We start from the raw sequence: 17,716 nt of genomic DNA, 5'->3' as shown, positions 1-17,716 counted from the left end.
GGGTATAACGATGAGAAAAATTACCACATCAGCTTATATGCCTACCGAAATTTCAGTAGAGAGTATAAGCGAGAATGTCGCCAGAATAACCGCGTATCCGTTTGAAACGGGTTATGCGGTCACTTTGGCTCATCCGCTAAGACGACTTTTATATAGCAGTACGGTTGGATTTGCGGCTACGAGCGTCAAGATAGAGGGCGTATCTCACGAATTTGATTCGATGAGAGGCATGCTAGAGGACGTAGCGCAGTTTATTATAAATTTAAAAAACATCCGCTTTAAGCTAAAAAACGAGTCTGAGCGCGAGGTGGTTGAGTATTCGTTTAAAGGTCCAAAGGAGATAAAAGCCGGCGATCTAAAAAGCGATGTCGTAGATATCGTAAATCCGGACGCCTATCTTGCAACCATAAACGAGGACGCGGAGCTTAAATTTTCCGTAATCATCCAAAAAGGTATCGGATACGTCCCGAGTGAAGAGATAAGAGACAATACCGAAGAGGGTTATATAGCCCTTGACGCGTTCTTTACGCCTGTTAAAAAAGCAGTTTACGAGCTAGAAAACGTCCTAGTAGAGGACAATCCCGACTATGAAAAGATTATTTTTACGGTTACGACGGACGGGCAAGTGGGTGCGATCGAGGCGTTCAAACACGCGATCGAGGCGATGTATCAGCAGATGTCAGTGTTTAAAGGTGTTTTAAACATCGATGTTTCGGCAGGTCTAAATGCTCAAACTTCTGGCAGCGAGCACGCAAAGTTACTTCAAAGCATAGAAGAGCTCAATTTGAGCGCTAGAAGTTCTAATTGCCTTGATAAAGCTGAAATTAGATTTATCGGCGAGCTTGCTTTGATGGACGAAAACGAGCTAAAAGAGCTTAAAAATTTAGGTAAAAAATCTCTCGAAGAGATTAAAGCCGTTATGCAAGAGATCGGATATCCGGTCGGCGGCGACCTAGGCGGCGGCAAAGAGCAACTCAAGAAAAAGATCGCCGACCTAAAATCACAAATGAGTGCAAAAGAGTAAAAGGAACATAAATGAGACACGGTCACGGATACAGAAAACTAGGTAGGACGTCGGCTCACCGCTCGGCTCTACTTAAAAACTTAGCTATCGCTATCATCAAAAGCGAAAAGATAGAGACGACCTTGCCTAAGGCAAAAGAGTTAAGAAGCTATATCGAAAAGCTAATCACAAGGGCAAGAAAAGGCGACAGCAATGCTCACAGAGCGGTTTTCGCTAGCTTGCAGGATAAAGAAACTACGAACAAGCTAGTAACTGAACTTGCTCCGAAATTCGTAGGCAAAAACGGCGGATATACGCGCATCGTTAAGACTCGCGTTCGCCGAGGCGATGCTGCCGAGATGGCTTATATCGAGCTAATCAAAGAATAACTTTTAGAGGGCTTCGGCTCTCTTTTTCTGCCTTATTCAAGATATAATTATACATGAACTACTTTTCAAAGAGATTAAATCTTTAGGTTTATTCTTTACTTCTTTGAAATCTTTTATTAATTTTTTGAAGCATTTGCCTTTATTTTTAAGCATGTGATAGTACCGTCTTATTATCGCATTAAGGTTAACTACGAATTTAATCCAAATAAAGGAAGCTCAAGCTACAATGACAACTATTGTTCCTGCAGGATGACAAAGACTATAATAAATTTAGAAATAGGCATATAAGCCCTTTCAAATTTTTGTTGAAAAATTTTAGGGAAAATTGTAAAAAATTATCCCTACAAACAAGGCAGTATTTATCTTTCGTTGTAGCCGTATCCTATGGACTCATATTTTGACAAGTTGAGATAAAATCGTATTATAGCGAGCCATTTGGCCATTTTTTAATTAAATTCAGGCTAATTAATCTTAAGTAGATTTTTAACTACAAATTTCATCTTACTACTTATAAGACCTTTTATCAATTGTAGTAGCTTTAAATATAAGTTTTCCTATGTAGTTTTAGTATTATATCTAAACTTTACTTCGCTTCGCTCGTAGCTGCAAGCAGAGCGCATTCCATTAAATGAAGCAATAAATTTTCTTTTTTTGGCTTTCCTGCGGTCGTTACGCTTTAGAAGATATATTTAAATAGATAATCTATTTTTAGACCGAATGCTGGTGCTTTATTTGCCGCTCCTCTATCTTTTTTCAAAAAGAGCGCGAGCGCAAGACTCTTGCTTGCCTAGATCCATTCTGCTCTCTTCGCTACGCTTGTGGCTTTTTAAGACGCAGCTACGAGTGAAGCGAAGTAAAAGTAGCTTTCGTTAGTCTCAAAGTAAAGCACCTAGGCGGAACCGGAAATCTCGCCGCTAAATTTACTTTTTTCACGTACTTTTTAGGATTTGAATTTTATCGGCGGGGATTTTTAAAATTTTGATTAAAAGAATAGTTTGTAGCAGGGCGTCAAAATAAGCTGCAAACAAAGTAAATTTTAAGCCGCTAAAGATAAAATTTACGCATGAGATCGTACGAAAATAAATCAAAAGCGAGCGGATGCATAAAGCGCATAAAGATCGCCGCAATCGAGGGAAAATGAAAATAGACTGGGAAAAAACGGGCGGACTTTTGCCCGTCGTCGTTCAAGAGGTCGCAAGCGGCGAGGTTTTGATGCTTGCTTATATGGACGAAGAGGCGCTAAATTTGAGCCTAGAAACGGGCTTTGCGCACTATTTTTCGCGCACGAAAAACCGCATCTGGAAAAAGGGCGAACAAAGCGGCAACATCCAAAAGATCGAGGACGCCTATCTTGACTGCGACAACGATACGCTGCTAATCAAAGTCGAGCAAAAAGGCGGCGCGGCATGCCACACAGGGGCGAAATCTTGCTTTTTTAGGAAAATCGCGGACGCGAATTTAGGCGGCGAGAGCGAGCAAAATTTGACGGGCACAGGCAGACGGATTTTGACTGGCGAGTTAAATTTAGTGAACGAAAGCGGGCCAAATTTAGAGCACGGGCAAAATTTAGCCGCCTTTACGGCGCAAGCTAAAAAGCCCGCCTACGGCATCATAGACGAGATCTATCACGTGATCTTGGAGCGCAAACTAAACGCCGATCCGCAGACTTCATATGTGGCGAGCCTGTTTAAAAAGGGCGAAAATGCCGTCTTAAAAAAAGTCGGCGAGGAGGCCGGCGAGCTAATCATGGCGTGCAAAGACGCGAGCGCGGCGAGAAGATTTGAAAATTTAACCGAAAAACATGCGAGCGAAAGCTCAAGTCTCAAAAAAGCGCAGCAAATTTTAAGCCGCGACGAGCAAGATTTAAATTCGCAAATTTTAACGCAGAGCGCAAAAGAGCAAGGCGAAAAAGACGAGCTTAAAAAAGCCCTGGACGGAGTAGTTTACGAGGCGGCGGATTTGTGCTTTCACTCACTCATAGCTCTTGCCGCGTACGGCATACACCCAGAGCGCGTTAAAGCCGAGCTTGCGCGCAGGTTTGGGCTTAGCGGTATCGAGGAGAAAAACTCGCGCAAAGATTAGCGCGGCTAAATTTGGCACGCTTTATGCAGGCGGATTTTAAATTTAGCTCGCAGTAAAGCAACGAGATGAAGAGGCAAGATGATAAACGAACTAAAACAAGGCTTAAATTTCTACATAACGCACCTTAGTTGGGCGGATTTTGCGGGCTATATCTGGATGTTTTTGACCTTTTTGGCGGTTCTTGCGCTTTGCATTTATATCGCCTCAAAGTCTTATTTCGCCGGTTTTGCGCTCACGGTCGTTAGTATCGCGGCGCTTGGGTACGGGGCGCATTTTATGCCTAAATTTTTAGATCAAAATTTGAGGGCGCGAGAGCTGGAGATAGTCTCTACCAAGCAGCTTGAGTACTCAAATACGCTTCTTGTGGATATGCGCCTTAAAAATCTTTCAAAAAAGCCCTTTAACTACTGCGAGATCGGACTTGTTTTTTATAAAAACTCGGACAATATCTTGCGCCGCTATGCCAATGAACTAAAGCCGTTTTTAAAGGAAAGTATCGTGCTAAAGGACGTGCTGGACGTAAATGCCACGCGCGAGATCACGCACGTCGTAAACGATTTTCGCGTAAATGACTACAACGTCACGGCAAGTTCGGAGTGTTTTTGATGCAAGGATATTTTAACGTCTTTCATTTTATCGCGCTAGCGGCTTTGGCGCTGCTATCGGTACTTTTTATGCTCCTTTCGCGCGGAGAAAAAGACCCAAAACTGTTTAAAATTTATCTTTTGATAAATATCGCCGCGACATTGGTAATGGGGTATTTTTTTATGTTGGTCGTGGATAAATACACAAAAAAAGCCGCTCTAACCGAGTTTGCCGCTCATAGGGTGCTTAGAAACGAGACCGTCGTGTTTAAGGGGGCGCTGAAAAATACGGGCGAATTTAGCATCGCAAACTGCGACCTCACCGTTAAGGTTGTCAATAATCCGGTCAGCAAAGATACGATCGCCGGCGCGGTTTTTAAGCCTAGCGGATGGTCGCTGTTTTCGCATGATGAGCGCACGAACGTCGCTGAGATCACGGCTAGCGTCGCTAAAAACATCGCGCCTGGACAAATGCGAAATTTTAGCCTTTCTATGCCCTATCCGCCACATTTTACAAATACCCAAACGATAACGAATTTAGAGTGTAGGTAAGCGCGAGCTGCGAGCAAGATAAATTTGCGGCTTGCCGGGTAGTCGGCGTAACCATTTGTTTTTTGCGGCTTATCTTTGTGCGTCTATACCTTGTCTAGCTTTATCCCGCTTTGTACGCTCATTTCTAATTTAACATCTTTTTCAAATTATCCTTAAAACATAGCTTAGTAGCGCTCCCTTAAAAAACAAAGACCTTTGCGCGCCGTTATCGTCGTAGTTTTCGTTTTGCTTTCTATAAGTTGCGGCATTACGATCTTTATCGCGGTGGATATAGCGCCGCTTTTTGGATTTATTTGTGCCGTTAAATTTAGGGTTGCCGTGATTAGAGAACTCGCTTTGGCTTATTAGTTTAAAGCTGCCTATGTCCGCTAGCACGCTTGACATTTTTTTGATTGAACACCACAGAGCCTATGGGCGCATTAGCCGGGGCGGGGATACGTCCTCGTATAGCTTTGTCCATGCCGCCATTTCATCAGCGCTGTCTAGCTTGTGGGAAAAGATTAGAAAGCTCTTGCCGGGCGACTTCGGGCGCGTTGCTTCCGAATGAAAGTTAAGGCCAAGGCCTTGAACTTTAGCGACCGCATTAATTTACTCATTTTCTCTTTTTATGAGTTAAATTTTGGTCTTATATTTTTTATTGCCTTGGGGTTATGCTTGGTTAAAATTTCCTTTTACGAAACTCTAAAAGGCGAATACTTAGAAAAACAGTCGAATTTAAGCCCGAGCGGGCTTAAATTTATAGGTCTTCTTTGACCTCGTCGTTGCTGCGAACGACTAGGCCTGAGCCGTGGATGACGCTAGGGATGCATGCTGTGCAGATATCGACCTCTTCGCCGTTTTTATGGGCGCGGATAAATACGGCGTTTTCGTTTTCCGTACTTTTTTGTCCGCAGACGTTGCAAACTACGATATTTTCAGTTCTCATTTGTTTTCCTTTTTTAAAAATTTGGGCTTATTTTATTTAGTTTTTCGCTGATTTGAAATGATTTACGTCAAGCGCGAAGTCTCGCGTAAAAAGAAAAAATGCGAAAAGTAAATAATGAAAAAAACCTGCAAGAAAAGCCCGAAAATAGGCACCAAACAAAGCAGATAAAAGCACAATGCGGCGGCTTTAAATTTGTATCCGCCGTAATCAAGCAAATAAAGCTCAAATTTGTACCGCGAGAGTGCGTTTGGCGCGACGTCGATGAAAAGCAGCGAATAATAAAGATAAAAAAACGCTGGGTGCAGGGCGAGGAAATTTAGTGCGGGTACGGCTAAAATCGGCACGCAAATAAGCGCGATCAGAAAAAATTTGAGCAAAACTTGACCCATAAGAGCCGCTTGGCTAGCTAGGCTGACGTTTGCTAGCTGCGCCTCGTCCACGCGGTAGTGTCTGCGGTTTATCTCGCGGGCGATCGTAGGAGTTAGAAAGCCCGCAACCGCGAGCGCACAAAAAATTGAGAGCATCACGACCAGATATGCGCCGACCGCGTAAAATATCGCGCCGATAAGCCATTTTGCGATGCCTAGGCTAAGGATTTTAGCCGCCATCGGATACTCGGCCAGAGCGCCTGACTCGCCGAGTATGGCCGCGTTTAGCGCCTCGTACAGCTCGCGGCCGCCCAGCATCGCAATCGCCGCGATAACAAGCGCGGAAAAAACGAGCGGCAGGATAGAGAGCGCGATAAATTTGGGCGTGAAAAGGTCCTTTATCGAAAGGCGTAAAATATCAGCGAACAATGAATCTCCATTTGTTTAAAATTATAGCCGTCATGCGGCGAAAGGGCGTTTGGGCGCGACGTTTTTTCTAAATTTGACGCGCATTTTTTGCCAGCAAAAGCGGCACGGCAAATGCTTTTAGCAGCGCGCAAATTTAACGCAAGCATAGATTTTGCGGCTAAATTTGACCTATTTAAATCCAGCTTCAAATTTAGCTAAATTTACTCAAATTTGACCCGCTTTTTACTCGTTTGGGCTATCGGCGCGAGAGTTTGCTAGCGGCGTAAATTTTGCCGACTAAACGGCGGCATTTTAGCTAGCACGGCTAAACCACGCTCAAATTTAACCGCCCGCCCGCAATTGCCGCTTAAACTGCTAAATTTAGCCTCGCCGAGTGACAAGCTAAATTGCAAAAACTTCGCGGCTAAGCTTTTGGCTAAATTTGCCAAATTTAGCGAGCCGTGCCGCAAATTTTATTTAACCGCCTTGTACTCAGCCTCTAGCGCGGCGTAGATCTCGTCCACGCTTTTTAGCCCGCGGGCTAAAATCTCGTTCATCACGGCGTTATCTTCCTTGCCGTTCCATACCTTTTTATACGCGCCCTCTTTGTAGCCGTGGTCTTGGCGGAAGCGATTTAGGACGTTTTTGCCGACGTAGCACTCGTAAAGCGAGCCGAGATTTACGCCGCATTTTAGGCTCATCGAGAAGTAAATTTTAAGCAGGTCAAAGAGCGAATACTCAAAGCCCGAGCACTTATTTATGAGCATTTCGACGTCGTTTATGATCTCGTAGATGTTTTCGTCAGCGACGTTAAACGGCTCGCGGCAAAACGCCTCAAAGCCGCTACTAGCGCAGATGTCGCTTGAGAGCTTTGCGATATCGCCGAGGTTATTTAGCTTATACTGCTCGAGCATCAAACTCATCAAAAAGTGCCAGATATCCACGACCTCGACGCGCAGATTGTCTTCATTCGTCGGCGCGTTTATGCTTTTCCAGTGTTTCCAGGCAAAGCTATCTATGAGCTCGGCGCACTCCATATATATGCAGCGTTTCCAGCTGATGAGTTTGCCGTTTTTGTTGACGCCGTTTTCCCAGCCGATGCCGTTAGTATCGTCGTTTAGGCTCTGCTGGAGATTTAGCATTTGGGTGATTTTTTCATTCGCATTCATAAATTTTCCTATTTTTAAAATTTATGAATTATAGCGAAAATTTTAAACCGCGAACTAAACGTAAAATTTAAAGCTATCCAGCTGAGAAATGAGCTCGTCAAAGAGTTTTTTGGAGTTTTGCAGTAGCCTATTATCGGCCTTGTTTTGCTCCATCAGTCTATCAAAAAGCTTTAGCGTGCCGTCCGCGATAAAATTTTTATGATTTGCATCTTTTACCTCGGGAAGCTCTTTGCGAAGGGAGTTTGCGAGATTCGTCACACGCGAAAATATAGGATCCTCGCCATCTTTGACGTTTTTCATAAATTTATCGATGCTAGGCGCTATCTTTTCTAGAGCGGCTGCCAGCTCCTCTTTATCGCGAGCGTCCAGACCGTCGCCTTTATACGAAAAGCTATAGCCGTACTCGTGCGTGAGAGTGAGCGCAGATGCTGATGTACCGGCTGTTTTGGCGCTAGCGTAGTCTACGGTTTTATTGTCGTACATTTTTAGATTTATCTCGTCGCCGCTGCTGGTTTTAAAGCTAAAATCAAAGCTGTTTAGGCTCGCGCTTTGGTAGTTTTGTAGTTTCATGATTTGCCGTCCTTTTGGCTTTATATCGGCTAAATTTCTTTTTTCTTAATACCCCTTGCGCTAAAATCACGCAAAAAAAGGATGAAAATGTGCTGTTTTGCCGCGCGCGTATTTTTGCTCATTAGCGCGACCGTTTTGAGCTTTGTTTTGCACGGATTTTTCCCGCAAATTCCCGTCGTCGCGTTTTACTTTTTACTGGCAAATTTGATCTCACTTACCATATTTTCGCTATTTTTTGCAGGCAAACTGCCAAGCTTCGTTAAGCCTGCGGCGGTGCACTATTTTAGCTTTATCGGCGGCTTTGCGGCGGGGCTTGGGGTGGCTTTGTTTAAACGCGAAAAAGCGGGAGCTAAATTTGTTAGAACCGAGCTTTTTATCTTTGTTTTCTGGCTGATTTTAGCTTGCTTTTTGGCGCTAAATTTTAGCCGGCTGTCGGCAAATTTGGCTCAAATTTTTAGCGCTTAAGGCGGATAAAATGGATGAGAAAATTTTAAAATTTATCCGCAAGATGCACCTGCTTAGCCTTGCGGTTTTAGACGAGGGCAAGCCATACTGCGCAAGTTGCTTTTACGCCTTTGACGAGGGAAATTTGGCTTTTATCGTAGCTGGCAGCGAGGAGAGCGCTCACGTGAAGGCGTTTTTAGCAGAGCCCTGCGTAGCCGGCACGGTAGCGCTTGATACGAAGGTGGTGGGCAAGATAGAAGGCGTGCAGTTTCGCGCTCTAGCTGCCCCCGCGACCGCACAGCAGAGGAAAATCTACTTCGCGCGCTTTCCTTACGCTTTGGCGATGAACCCGAGCCTTTATGCTTTGAGCCTAGGCTGGGTTAAATTTACGCATAATGCGCTGGGGTTTGGGAGGAAAATAGTCTGGCAAAGAGATTGATTTTATTTTAGCGGCTCGTCTTTTGAGTGCTTTTTGCGGAGCTTGATAAAATTTAGCTCGGCAGACTACATGTCTAGCCTACGCTAAATTTTATCTGCACAACCCCAAAAATCATCTCAAATACGTGACTGCAGCCCGCAGCGAGATCCAACGAAGTATATGGCAAAAAGACAAGCCGCCAAAATTGCTTAATTAAAGATGTCTAGTTTTTTATCATATTCTCTTGTCTCTACCCCAAAAAACCCCAGCAACGAGCTAAAAACATTATCGTGCGAGACGGCTTCGTCTTTTTGCGCGCGCAGACGAGCTAGCGTCGCTTCATCGTTCGTATACGCCATCATAGGGATGTGTTTTTGCGTCTCGGGAGCGATGGCGTAGGGCATGCCGTGCAGGTAGATGCCGTTTTCGCCCAGGCTCTCGCCGTGATCTGAGAAGTACCAAACCGCGCTTTTATCGCCGCCTGCGGCCTTGACCGCCTTTATCACCTCGTCAATAAAAAAATCCGTAAAAAGCAGCGTGTTGTCGTAGGTGTTTACGATGCTATCGCTATCGCAGGAGCTAAGCTCGCTCGTGTCGCAAGTCGGGGTAAATTTGCGAAATTCGCTCGGATAGCGCGCGTAGTAGGCCGGGCCGTGCGAGCCTTGCAGGTGTAGGACGATGATCTCGTTTTGCGCGAGATTTTCGAGACGTTTTTTTAGGGAGGGCAGCATATTCGTATCATATCCCGCGTCAAAATACTCGACGTCGCCGGCGTCCAAGCGGTCGCAAACGCCCTTGCACTTGCCCGAGTTGTTGCCTAGCCACACGACCTTGACGCCCACGCGTCTTAGGATATCAAGCGCGTTTTCGCTAAATTCTTTGCTACTGTATTCTTTTCTCGTGGACTTTGAGAACAGGCACGGCAGCGAGACCGCCGTAGCTGTTCCGCACGAGCGAGCGTCGCTAAAATAGACTAAATTCGGCTCATTTTTCGTGTAAAAATTCGTGTCGTTTTTGGCATATCCGCCGAGCGAGTAGTTTTTCGCGCGAGCCGTTTCGCCGACGATTAGCACCATTAGCCGTCGTTCGTCGCTTGGTTTCATCGTAGCGTCTAGACCGATTTGCTTAAATTCGGGCTTAAAAAACTCGAGTTTTATATATTTTTGCGTCGCGTAAATCGGATAAAACGGCAGGTTGTAGGCTCTGATGAAGCTATTTTCGCGAAAAAACGGGATTATGGACTTAGTTTGCGAAAAAAATAGCCCCGCCGCGAGCGCAAAAAAGCCTGCAAATGTTAAAAATTTGATCTTTATATGCCGCCTTGCACCGCCGTACTCTATCCTCGTAAACGCAACCAAAAGGCAGGGCAAAACGCCCAAAAATAGCATATAGCAAACGAGTTTTGGATTTAAAAAGCTTAATACCTCTCCCGCGTCCGTTTGCGCGACGTTTCTTATCATTTCGCTATCGATTATGATACCGTAGCTTTGCATGAAGTAGCTACTAGCGCACGTAATGGCAATCGCAGCGATGCTAACCGGCTTAGCTAGATAGGGTAAAAAAACGAGCGAAAACAGCGCGCAAAGCAGCGAAAAATATATAACCGGCAGGCTTGCGGCCGTCAGCGGATGAGCTTCAAAGCTAAGCCTTGAATAAATAAAATTAAACAGCCCGAAATTTAGCGCGGCGATAAAAACGGCGTTTAAAAGCGTAAATTTAAACCAAGAAATATGTAGCTTCATAGTTTTCCTAAACTGATAATAAGAGTGAAACTTTATCCAAAAAAAGCTTAAAGCTTTAGTCATTCAGCGCGATTTTGGCGCCAGACGGGTTAAATTTTCGCAGCTTGCTTTCTTGCTGGTTTTACAAACGGCGGCGCGTTTGTGCGGTTTTGCGGTTAAATTTAGCCGTATTTTTATAAATTTTACGCGTCCAGCTAGCCAAATGACGGATTTTTGAGATTTGGCGGCGTAGCTTGCTTTTTAGCTGCCAGTTAAATTCGGCGCAAATTTAAGACCCGACTAGCGTAAAGTCGCTACCGCTTTTGCCGTCAAATTTCGCCCAGCTCTTAAAAAAATAGCGAAAAAATAGCCCACGTCCAAGTTATCGCAGCCGTGCCGATAGAAAGACAAACGGCGGCGGAGGCGCAGTCTTTGGCGATTTTAGCTAGCGGATGAAAATCGGGCGAAACAAGATCGACTACCGCTTCGATCGCGGTATTTAGGCACTCGCAGATCAAAACAAGGCCGAAAACGGCGATCAGTAGGGCGTGCTGCGCGGCGGAAACGGGTAAAAATAGCGAAACTAGCGCGAGCGGAATGATTATGCAAAGCTCAAAGCGAAACGCCGCCTCGTTTTTTAGCATCGCGGCAAGCCCCTCGAATGCAAATTTGGAGTTTTTGAAAAAGTCGTATTTTGGTTTCATATCTTGCCTTTAAATTTGCGAAATAATAGCGCAAATTTGCTTTATAAGCCGCTTTTGCGGAAGGCTAGGTTATCTAAAATAAACAAAAAGGCGGCCGAATTTACCGCTCAAATTTGATCAAATCCGGCCTGCGTAAATTTACTCTTCAGAAATCTTTGAAGTCCTATAAAGCAGCGCAAACGCCGCCGCACCGATAACCGCAAAGCTCGCAACCATCGGTAGCAGCGTACCGTCAAACAGCTGCCCGGTCGCGACGCCGATAGGAAGCGAGATAAAGGTCGAAACCGAGCCGATTAGCGCGGCCGCCATGCCCGCGATCTTGCCCATTGGCTCCATCGCCATCGCGTTTAGGTTGCCAAAAAGTATGCTCACGCAAAAAAAGCTACTCATGCAAAATGCCATAAAAGCCCACAGCGGCGGCACTCCGTCATACGCGACGACGATCGGCAAAAACGCGACCGCTATAACGCAAAAGGTCCCCATAGCGCGCATGCTGAGGTAGCGCATGCCGTAGATCATCACGAGCTTTGCGTTTATCATCGACGCGGCACCCAGAGCTAGGGCATTTATCGCAAAATAGATAGGAAACTCGTCGCCCAGCTTGTAACTCACCTCGAAAATCTGCTGAGCGGTGCTGATATAGCTCAAAAACATCCCAAAAATCAGCCCTAAAACTATCGTATAGCCTGCTGTTCGCCTGTTTTTCACGACGTGCGCAGCTTCGGTTTTTATCAAATTTAGGCTAAATTTATTGCGATTTTGCGCGGGCAGGGTCTCGCTCTGACGCAGTCCAAACCACGCTAAGCACGCAAACCCCATAAAAGTAAGCATCAAAAATATGCTGCGCCAACTATAAATTTTAAAAATAAAGCCGCCGATGATGGGAGCTAGTGCGGGCACGATGATGAAGACGGCCGCGATAAAGCTCATCACGCGAGCCATCGCGCGTCCCTCGTAAAGATCGCGGATAAGCGCCATCGCGATGATCCTAGGGCCCGCAGCGCCTAGTCCCTGAAAAAATCTGCTCGTTAAAAGCGCGGTAAAATCGCTCGTGACGACTGAGATAAAGGAGCTCGCCGTAAATATCGCAAGCGCTATTAGCACGGCGTTTCGTCGCCCGATAAAGTCGCTAAGCGGCCCGTAAAATATCTGCCCGGCAGCAAAGCCCGCAAACATCGAGGAGATGACGAGCTGGGTTTGGTTTATCTGCGTCACGCCAAGATCCAGGCCCATTTGCATGAGTGCAGGCAGCATCGCGTCGGTGCTCATCGCTCCAAGCGAGGTTAGAAGCGCCATAAGCGCGATAAATTCTACGAAAGGTAATGTTTTGGGGATAAATTTCATATTATTTTCCGCGGTTTTAAATTTAAATGATTGTATAAAAAAACTGCTTAAATTTAAAAAACGTGGATTTTGTGATATTTACGTGATATTTTCTTTTATTTGCTTAAATGAAAGCGCGCAAAATACGAAAAGCAAATTTATCAAATGCTTTAAATTTGACTTTTTAGTCTATTTATGCCGCTAATAAGAGCAAATTTATCTGATTTAATATCGGTAAAATCGCATTTATGTAAATTTACGAATTTTAGCCGAAATTATCAAAATCGCGGCATAATCCACGATTGGGCATTTGGTATGCGATTGAAATTTGATTTCAAAATTTATACCTAGATGATAAAATATTTTTAAATTTTTAGTTTATAAACGGTGTAATATTAATATTTTTTTAAAAAAAAAGTATTATAATTCCGTCTCAGAAAGGCACAAGATTAAGGCGTCTTTATCCGCGCGATAAAGGCTTGTAATAATAAACTAGAATTTCGGCGAAATTTGAGTTTAAACAAAGGATACCAAATGAACGAAAATTTATCCAGAAGAAGGTTTTTGCAAGGAGCCTGTATCGGCGTCGGAGCTTTGACGCTTAGCGGCTGCGACGACAAAAAGCCAAGCAAAAAAGCTTCTAAAAAAGAGGCTTTTAGCGGTAAGGCTAACGGGCTTCCTTCTTGCGATATTCTCATCATCGGCTCGGGCGGCGCCGGACTGCGCGCAGCGGTTGCCGCTAGAAAAGCCGCCCCGGAACTTAGCGTCATCGTAGCTACTAAAATGATGCCCTCAAGAAACGCCACCTGTATGGCCGAGGGCGGTATAAACGGCGTGACGAATTTTTCTGACGGCGACTCGTATAAGCTGCATGCCTACGACACGGTTAAAGGCGGCGCATATCTAGTAGATCAGGATGCAGCGATCAAATTTTGCGAGCTAGCCGGCAAAGCGATAGCCGAGATGGACTATATCGGCACGCTATTTTCCAGAAATCCAAGCGGCGGCGTAGATGCTAAAAAAGGCGACGTACCGGGCGGCGTAGCGCAAAGGATGATGGGCGGCGCCTCAAAGCGCAGATGTAATTACTCGGCGGATAAAACCGGCCACATAGTTATGCATGCCTGTTTTGACGAGGCGGTTAGCAACGACGTTAAATTTCTAATGGACTACGAGCTGCTAGATATCGGCGTAGAGGACGGCAAATGCGAAGGTGTAGTGCTGCGCAATCTCCAAACCGGAGATATCACTCCCGTGCTTTGCAAGGCTCTCGTGGTGGCTACGGGCGGGTATACGAGGATATTTTACAACAGAACCTCGGTGCCCTATATCGCCACTGGCGACGGCGTAGCGGCTGCGGTGCGAGCGGGTCTTGGGTTTGAAGACCCCGAGATGATACAGTTTCACCCGACCGGCGTGGCAAACGGCGGTACTCTCATCACGGAGGCGGCTCGCGGCGAGGGCGGATATCTGCTAAACAACAAAGGCGAGAGATTTATGAAAAACTACCACGAGAAGATGGAGTTAGCTCCTCGCGACGTCGTGGCTCGCGCTATCGAGACCGAGATCCGCGAGGGGCGCGGCTACGGCGAGGGGCTGGGCTCATACGTACTCATCGACGTTAGGCATCTAGGCAAAGAAACCATAATGAAAAAACTGCCTAAAATCAGACACACCGCACTGCTTTTTGAAAATTTAGACCTAGTAGAGCAGCCGGTGCCGATCAGGCCTACCGCGCACTACTCGATGGGCGGCATAGAGGTGGATAAATTTGACGATATGAGCACGAAGATGCCAGGTCTTTACGTGGGCGGCGAGGCATCGTGCGTCTCTATCCACGGAGCTAATCGTCTCGGAGGAAATTCGCTCTCGGATGCGGTAGTAACGGGTCAGCTAGCCGGCAAGGGAGCTAGCGCGTATGCCAAAACGGCTAGTTTTGGTAGTGGCAAAAACACCGAAGAGCTAGCTAAAAAATGGCGAGAGAAATTTAAAAAAGTCGCAAACGGCAAAGGCGAAGCAAACGAAATGTATCTCCTGCGCGAGGAGCTAGGCAAACAAAACTGGGATAATATGGGTATCTTTAGAACCCAGGACAAGCTAGATGTCCTAGAAAAAGCGCTAGAGGATATACAAGCTCGCTACGATAAGCTAAGCGTACCAAACGCAAATCCGGTTATGAATACGGCCTTTACCGACTACGTGGAGCTGGGAAATTTGATCCTACTATCTCGCTGCGCCTGTTTGGCCGCGCGTAAAAGGCTGGAGAGCAGAGGCGCTCACACTAGGGAGGACTACCCTAAACGAGACGACGTAAATTTCTTAAAACATAGCATCGTGACGCTAAACGACGGCAAGCTAGAGCTTGGTTATAAAAACGTCGTAGTCACGGAATTCTCGCTTGACGGAAGGAAACCGCAATGAAAATAATCATAGACAGATACGACGGTACGCAACACTACAAACAAGCCTACGTCGTGGATAAAAAAGATATAGAGGGCAAGACTTTGCTATCGCTTTTGCTATTTATCAAGCAAAATTTGGACGCAACGTTAAATTTTACCGCATCTTGCCGATCGGCTATCTGTGGAGCTTGCGGCGTGAGGGTAAACGGACACTCGGTGCTAGCTTGCGACGAAAAGATGGAAGAGCTACTAGCGACATACGACAATCCAGAGGTCATAACGATCTCCCCGCTAGCAAATTTTAGAGTGATCTCCGATCTGGTCGTAGACTGGGAGCCCTCTATCGAAAATTTAAGAAAGATCCGCCCGACCTTTATCCCTAAGGATGAGTTTTCTGCCGAAAAAGGCTGTAAACAAACGCAGGCCGAGTACGACAGAATCCAAAAGCAGTGGGACTGCATCCTATGCGGATGCTGCGCATCTGAGTGTAGCAAACTAACGGCTGATAGCAGCGACTATATGGAGCCTTTTGTTTTCACTCACGCGCACAGAGCGACGTTTGACTCTAGGGGTAAAGACCCGATGCTGCACGCCAAGGCTGCGGTTTTAGGCGGTCTGTGGAACTGCGTACACTGCCAAGAGTGCGCCGACCGCTGCCCTAAAGGCATAAGCGCAGCCGACGATATAGCAGCGCTTAGAGTCTTTACGCAAAAACAAGGCATAAATACCGGCGAAGGCCCGGATCACGCTAACGCCTTCCTTACCGACCTGGTCGAGGGCTCGGGCAGGCTAAATGAAATTTTACTCGCCCTTAGAAGCGAAGGCGCCATGGCCGTAAGTAAAACCGATATCGCGCTAAAACTAATGGGTGCGGGCAAGATGAATCCTTTGCACGTATTCGGCGAAGAGGACATCGAGGGTCATAAAGAGTTGGTAGAAATGATAAAAGCCGCGCGCGCCGCCGCGGATAAGGAGTAAAAGATGAGCGCACAAAATGAATTTGCTTTTTTTCCGGGATGCGTCCTAAGTCAAGCGGCAAAAGAGTCTAAAATATCGCTGGAAGCTATCGCGCCGATACTGGGCATCAAACTACACGAGATCAAAGGCTGGAGCTGCTGCGGCGCCACGCAAGCTCAAGACGTCGATCCTATCGCTACGCTGGTAGCTAACGCTAGAAATTTAGCTCTGGCTGAAGGCATGAATATGCCCGTGCTAACTACGTGCAGCACTTGCTTCCTTACGCTAACGAGAGCCAAAACGGCGCTTGACCGCGGTCAAAAAGATAGGATAAATACCTTCCTAGCCAAGGGCAACATGCAGTATCAAGGCACTACGGACGTAACCAGCCTGCTTTGGGTGCTTTATCAAAACGTAGAAACGCTAAGGGCTAAAGTCGTTAAGCCGCTTTCAAATTTAAAGGTCGCGCTATTTTACGGTTGTCATAGCCTGCGTCCCGAAAAAGCCACCCAAAACCGCGAAAGCTCGGTAAATCCAAAAAGCTTTGAAACCGTCGTAGAGGCTCTTGGCGCTAAAATAGTACCGTTTGAAAAAAGACTTGACTGCTGCGGTTTTCACGCGAGCTATCCGGCCGTAAAATCGGTGCAAAAAATGTCCAGTCAAATAGTAAATAATGCCGACGAAAACGGCGCGGACTGCATCGTTACGCCGTGCCCGCTCTGCCAAATGCAGCTTGATATCTATCAGGAGCGTTATCAAGACGTACAAAACTCTGATGCCAGAGTGCCTATCATCCACCTCTCGCAGCTAGTGGGCCTTGCGCTAGGACTTAGCAAAGAACAGCTTGGCTTTGAGCATAATATCGTAAACACCAATAGCGTCAAAGTAGGCTAAATTTGATGATTTTTGCGGACGAAGCGGGCTATGTTTAGCCTTTACTTCGTCCGTTTTTAGGCTTTTTGAGTAAGTAGCGGCGAGAGATATGCAAATTTAAGACGTATCTACTAGCGTAGCTAACTGGGGTTTGGATAAAATAACAATGAAGAAACGAACAGTACAATTTAGAATATTTTGTCATAGTTTCTATTAGAATGTTTGAGAGATCGTGGTATGCCAAAAAACATATCATGCTTTTACGGTAACTGTAAACGCCTCAAACAATCTTAGTTTAAGTTTATTTGGTTATAATCCCAACTTACGTTTTGTATCCTTTGTTGGCCCATTCGTCTAGCGGTTAGGACACCAGCCTCTCACGTTGGTAACACGAGTTCGAGTCTCGTATGGGTCACCATTTACCTACTATATATAACATAAGACTCATGTAAGCTAAAAACTTCTAAATGATCTTTCCTCAAAGAGAGTACGTCCTATTAGTATCAAACAAAGTGAAGCTAAGCATAAGAAGTTGTGGTTTGCTTTATTATTATAAACAGATGGCGTTATACTAAATATAGATCAAAGTATAGCGTAATGATGACCGTGTAAAATCCTCATTTAAAGAGTGCGTTTTTGCTATGATTTAGTTGTATTCGTAGTTTTTAATGCATAGCTACGGACGTAGAGAGGTAGAGTTTAGCTATATAATAGCAGCAGAGATACGAAATAATCAAAGCACTTACGAAGCGATGTTTTTATCAAAGAGCTGTATCCCATCCTTTTGAAATTCATATAATACGTTACGTGTATAGAAAGGCAAA

Annotated in this window: 18 protein-coding genes and 1 tRNA gene; 11 read left to right on the top strand and 8 right to left on the bottom strand. The window is 45.6% G+C overall.

Features of this window, described 5'->3' with window-relative positions; all coding sequences use genetic code 11:
- The first annotated feature begins 10 nt into the window (after window positions 1-10).
- The 5 genes from Q0218_RS09605 to Q0218_RS09585 all read left to right on the top strand — a co-directional run bounded on the left by Q0218_RS09605 (window position 11) and on the right by Q0218_RS09585 (window position 4,610).
- Entirely contained in the window at window positions 11-1,024 is a 1,014-nt protein-coding gene (locus Q0218_RS09605; RefSeq protein ID WP_297969071.1) for a DNA-directed RNA polymerase subunit alpha, read from the top strand.
- Window positions 1,025-1,035: 11 nt separating this feature from the next.
- Window positions 1,036-1,392, top strand: coding sequence for a 50S ribosomal protein L17 (rplQ, locus tag Q0218_RS09600; protein WP_002943070.1), 357 nt, complete (start codon window positions 1,036-1,038; stop codon window positions 1,390-1,392).
- Window positions 1,393-2,490: 1,098 nt separating this feature from the next.
- Entirely contained in the window at window positions 2,491-3,474 is a 984-nt protein-coding gene (gene hisI / locus Q0218_RS09595) for a phosphoribosyl-AMP cyclohydrolase (RefSeq protein WP_297969069.1), read from the top strand.
- A 78-nt stretch (window positions 3,475-3,552) separates the two neighbouring features.
- A complete protein-coding gene (locus tag Q0218_RS09590; RefSeq protein WP_297969067.1) occupies window positions 3,553-4,080 on the top strand; it encodes a DUF2393 family protein in 528 nt (175 codons plus the stop codon).
- Complete coding sequence (locus tag Q0218_RS09585; protein ID WP_297969065.1) at window positions 4,080-4,610, top strand: DUF2393 family protein; 531 nt, start codon at window positions 4,080-4,082, stop codon at window positions 4,608-4,610. The genes Q0218_RS09590 and Q0218_RS09585 overlap by 1 nt, the downstream gene beginning before the upstream one ends.
- Window positions 4,611-4,751: 141 nt before the next feature.
- Here Q0218_RS09585 and Q0218_RS09580 read toward each other — a convergent pair whose 3' ends face one another.
- From Q0218_RS09580 to Q0218_RS09560, 5 genes are all read right to left on the bottom strand, one after another.
- A complete protein-coding gene (locus tag Q0218_RS09580) occupies window positions 4,752-4,994 on the bottom strand; it encodes a hypothetical protein (protein WP_297969063.1) in 243 nt (80 codons plus the stop codon).
- Window positions 4,995-5,346: 352 nt separating this feature from the next.
- The gene (locus tag Q0218_RS09575; RefSeq protein ID WP_297969061.1) at window positions 5,347-5,535 is read right to left on the bottom strand and encodes a hypothetical protein; all 189 of its coding nucleotides are present in this window, start codon (window positions 5,533-5,535) and stop codon (window positions 5,347-5,349) included.
- Between the two features lie 62 nt (window positions 5,536-5,597).
- Window positions 5,598-6,332, bottom strand: coding sequence for an EI24 domain-containing protein (locus Q0218_RS09570; RefSeq protein WP_297969059.1), 735 nt, complete (start codon window positions 6,330-6,332; stop codon window positions 5,598-5,600).
- A gap of 452 nt (window positions 6,333-6,784) precedes the next feature.
- Window positions 6,785-7,480 carry a dUTP diphosphatase gene (locus Q0218_RS09565; protein WP_297969057.1) on the bottom strand — a complete coding sequence of 232 codons (696 nt, stop codon included), beginning with the start codon at window positions 7,478-7,480 and terminating at the stop codon, window positions 6,785-6,787.
- Between the two features lie 54 nt (window positions 7,481-7,534).
- Window positions 7,535-8,050 (bottom strand): ATP/GTP-binding protein, encoded by a 516-nt coding sequence (locus tag Q0218_RS09560; RefSeq protein ID WP_297969055.1) that lies wholly within the window; start codon window positions 8,048-8,050, stop codon window positions 7,535-7,537.
- A gap of 87 nt (window positions 8,051-8,137) precedes the next feature.
- Between Q0218_RS09560 and Q0218_RS09555 the strand changes: the two genes are divergently transcribed.
- Together Q0218_RS09555 and Q0218_RS09550 are read left to right on the top strand one after the other, a co-directional pair.
- Window positions 8,138-8,515 carry a hypothetical protein gene (locus tag Q0218_RS09555; protein ID WP_297969053.1) on the top strand — a complete coding sequence of 126 codons (378 nt, stop codon included), beginning with the start codon at window positions 8,138-8,140 and terminating at the stop codon, window positions 8,513-8,515.
- A gap of 10 nt (window positions 8,516-8,525) precedes the next feature.
- Window positions 8,526-8,933, top strand: coding sequence for a pyridoxamine 5'-phosphate oxidase family protein (locus Q0218_RS09550; protein ID WP_297969051.1), 408 nt, complete (start codon window positions 8,526-8,528; stop codon window positions 8,931-8,933).
- 188 nt (window positions 8,934-9,121) lie between these two features.
- On the opposite strand, the gene Q0218_RS09545 is transcribed toward Q0218_RS09550, so the two are convergent.
- From Q0218_RS09545 to Q0218_RS09535, 3 genes are all read right to left on the bottom strand, one after another.
- Window positions 9,122-10,654 (bottom strand): phosphoethanolamine--lipid A transferase, encoded by a 1,533-nt coding sequence (locus Q0218_RS09545; RefSeq protein WP_297969049.1) that lies wholly within the window; start codon window positions 10,652-10,654, stop codon window positions 9,122-9,124.
- Window positions 10,655-10,980: 326 nt separating this feature from the next.
- Entirely contained in the window at window positions 10,981-11,337 is a 357-nt protein-coding gene (locus Q0218_RS09540; protein ID WP_297969046.1) for a diacylglycerol kinase, read from the bottom strand.
- Between the two features lie 138 nt (window positions 11,338-11,475).
- A complete protein-coding gene (locus tag Q0218_RS09535) occupies window positions 11,476-12,681 on the bottom strand; it encodes a multidrug effflux MFS transporter (RefSeq protein ID WP_297969043.1) in 1,206 nt (401 codons plus the stop codon).
- 513 nt (window positions 12,682-13,194) lie between these two features.
- Between Q0218_RS09535 and sdhA the strand changes: the two genes are divergently transcribed.
- The 4 genes from sdhA (at window position 13,195) to Q0218_RS09515 (ending at window position 17,310) form a co-directional block, all read left to right on the top strand.
- Window positions 13,195-15,081: an 8-methylmenaquinol:fumarate reductase flavoprotein subunit gene (gene sdhA, locus Q0218_RS09530; protein WP_297969040.1), complete on the top strand. Its 1,887-nt coding sequence runs from the start codon at window positions 13,195-13,197 to the stop codon at window positions 15,079-15,081.
- Entirely contained in the window at window positions 15,078-16,040 is a 963-nt protein-coding gene (gene sdhB, locus Q0218_RS09525) for an 8-methylmenaquinol:fumarate reductase iron-sulfur subunit (protein ID WP_297969038.1), read from the top strand. Before sdhA ends, sdhB begins: the two co-directional genes overlap by 4 nt.
- Window positions 16,041-16,043: 3 nt before the next feature.
- Complete coding sequence (sdhE, locus tag Q0218_RS09520) at window positions 16,044-16,913, top strand: 8-methylmenaquinol:fumarate reductase membrane anchor subunit (RefSeq protein WP_297969036.1); 870 nt, start codon at window positions 16,044-16,046, stop codon at window positions 16,911-16,913.
- Window positions 16,914-17,235: 322 nt separating this feature from the next.
- Window positions 17,236-17,310 (top strand) — tRNA-Glu (locus Q0218_RS09515).
- Window positions 17,311-17,716 lie beyond the last annotated feature (406 nt).

It is taken from the genome of uncultured Campylobacter sp. (assembly GCF_938039245.1).
Taxonomy (GTDB): domain Bacteria; phylum Campylobacterota; class Campylobacteria; order Campylobacterales; family Campylobacteraceae; genus Campylobacter_A.
The sequence above is the reverse complement of the archived record's forward strand: the minus strand, read 5'-3'. Positions and strand labels throughout refer to the sequence as shown.

Coding starts and splice junctions, on each gene's coding strand:
- Q0218_RS09605 (WP_297969071.1), top strand. CDS start 11: ATGAGAAAAATTACCACATCAGCTTATATGCCTACCGAAATTTCAGTA.
- rplQ (WP_002943070.1), top strand. CDS start 1,036: ATGAGACACGGTCACGGATACAGAAAACTAGGTAGGACGTCGGCTCAC.
- hisI (WP_297969069.1), top strand. CDS start 2,491: ATGCATAAAGCGCATAAAGATCGCCGCAATCGAGGGAAAATGAAAATA.
- Q0218_RS09590 (WP_297969067.1), top strand. CDS start 3,553: ATGATAAACGAACTAAAACAAGGCTTAAATTTCTACATAACGCACCTT.
- Q0218_RS09585 (WP_297969065.1), top strand. CDS start 4,080: ATGCAAGGATATTTTAACGTCTTTCATTTTATCGCGCTAGCGGCTTTG.
- Q0218_RS09580 (WP_297969063.1), bottom strand. CDS start 4,994: ATGTCAAGCGTGCTAGCGGACATAGGCAGCTTTAAACTAATAAGCCAA.
- Q0218_RS09575 (WP_297969061.1), bottom strand. CDS start 5,535: ATGAGAACTGAAAATATCGTAGTTTGCAACGTCTGCGGACAAAAAAGT.
- Q0218_RS09565 (WP_297969057.1), bottom strand. CDS start 7,480: ATGAATGCGAATGAAAAAATCACCCAAATGCTAAATCTCCAGCAGAGC.
- Q0218_RS09560 (WP_297969055.1), bottom strand. CDS start 8,050: ATGAAACTACAAAACTACCAAAGCGCGAGCCTAAACAGCTTTGATTTT.
- Q0218_RS09555 (WP_297969053.1), top strand. CDS start 8,138: ATGTGCTGTTTTGCCGCGCGCGTATTTTTGCTCATTAGCGCGACCGTT.
- Q0218_RS09550 (WP_297969051.1), top strand. CDS start 8,526: ATGGATGAGAAAATTTTAAAATTTATCCGCAAGATGCACCTGCTTAGC.
- Q0218_RS09545 (WP_297969049.1), bottom strand. CDS start 10,654: ATGAAGCTACATATTTCTTGGTTTAAATTTACGCTTTTAAACGCCGTT.
- Q0218_RS09540 (WP_297969046.1), bottom strand. CDS start 11,337: ATGAAACCAAAATACGACTTTTTCAAAAACTCCAAATTTGCATTCGAG.
- Q0218_RS09535 (WP_297969043.1), bottom strand. CDS start 12,681: ATGAAATTTATCCCCAAAACATTACCTTTCGTAGAATTTATCGCGCTT.
- sdhA (WP_297969040.1), top strand. CDS start 13,195: ATGAACGAAAATTTATCCAGAAGAAGGTTTTTGCAAGGAGCCTGTATC.
- sdhB (WP_297969038.1), top strand. CDS start 15,078: ATGAAAATAATCATAGACAGATACGACGGTACGCAACACTACAAACAA.
- sdhE (WP_297969036.1), top strand. CDS start 16,044: ATGAGCGCACAAAATGAATTTGCTTTTTTTCCGGGATGCGTCCTAAGT.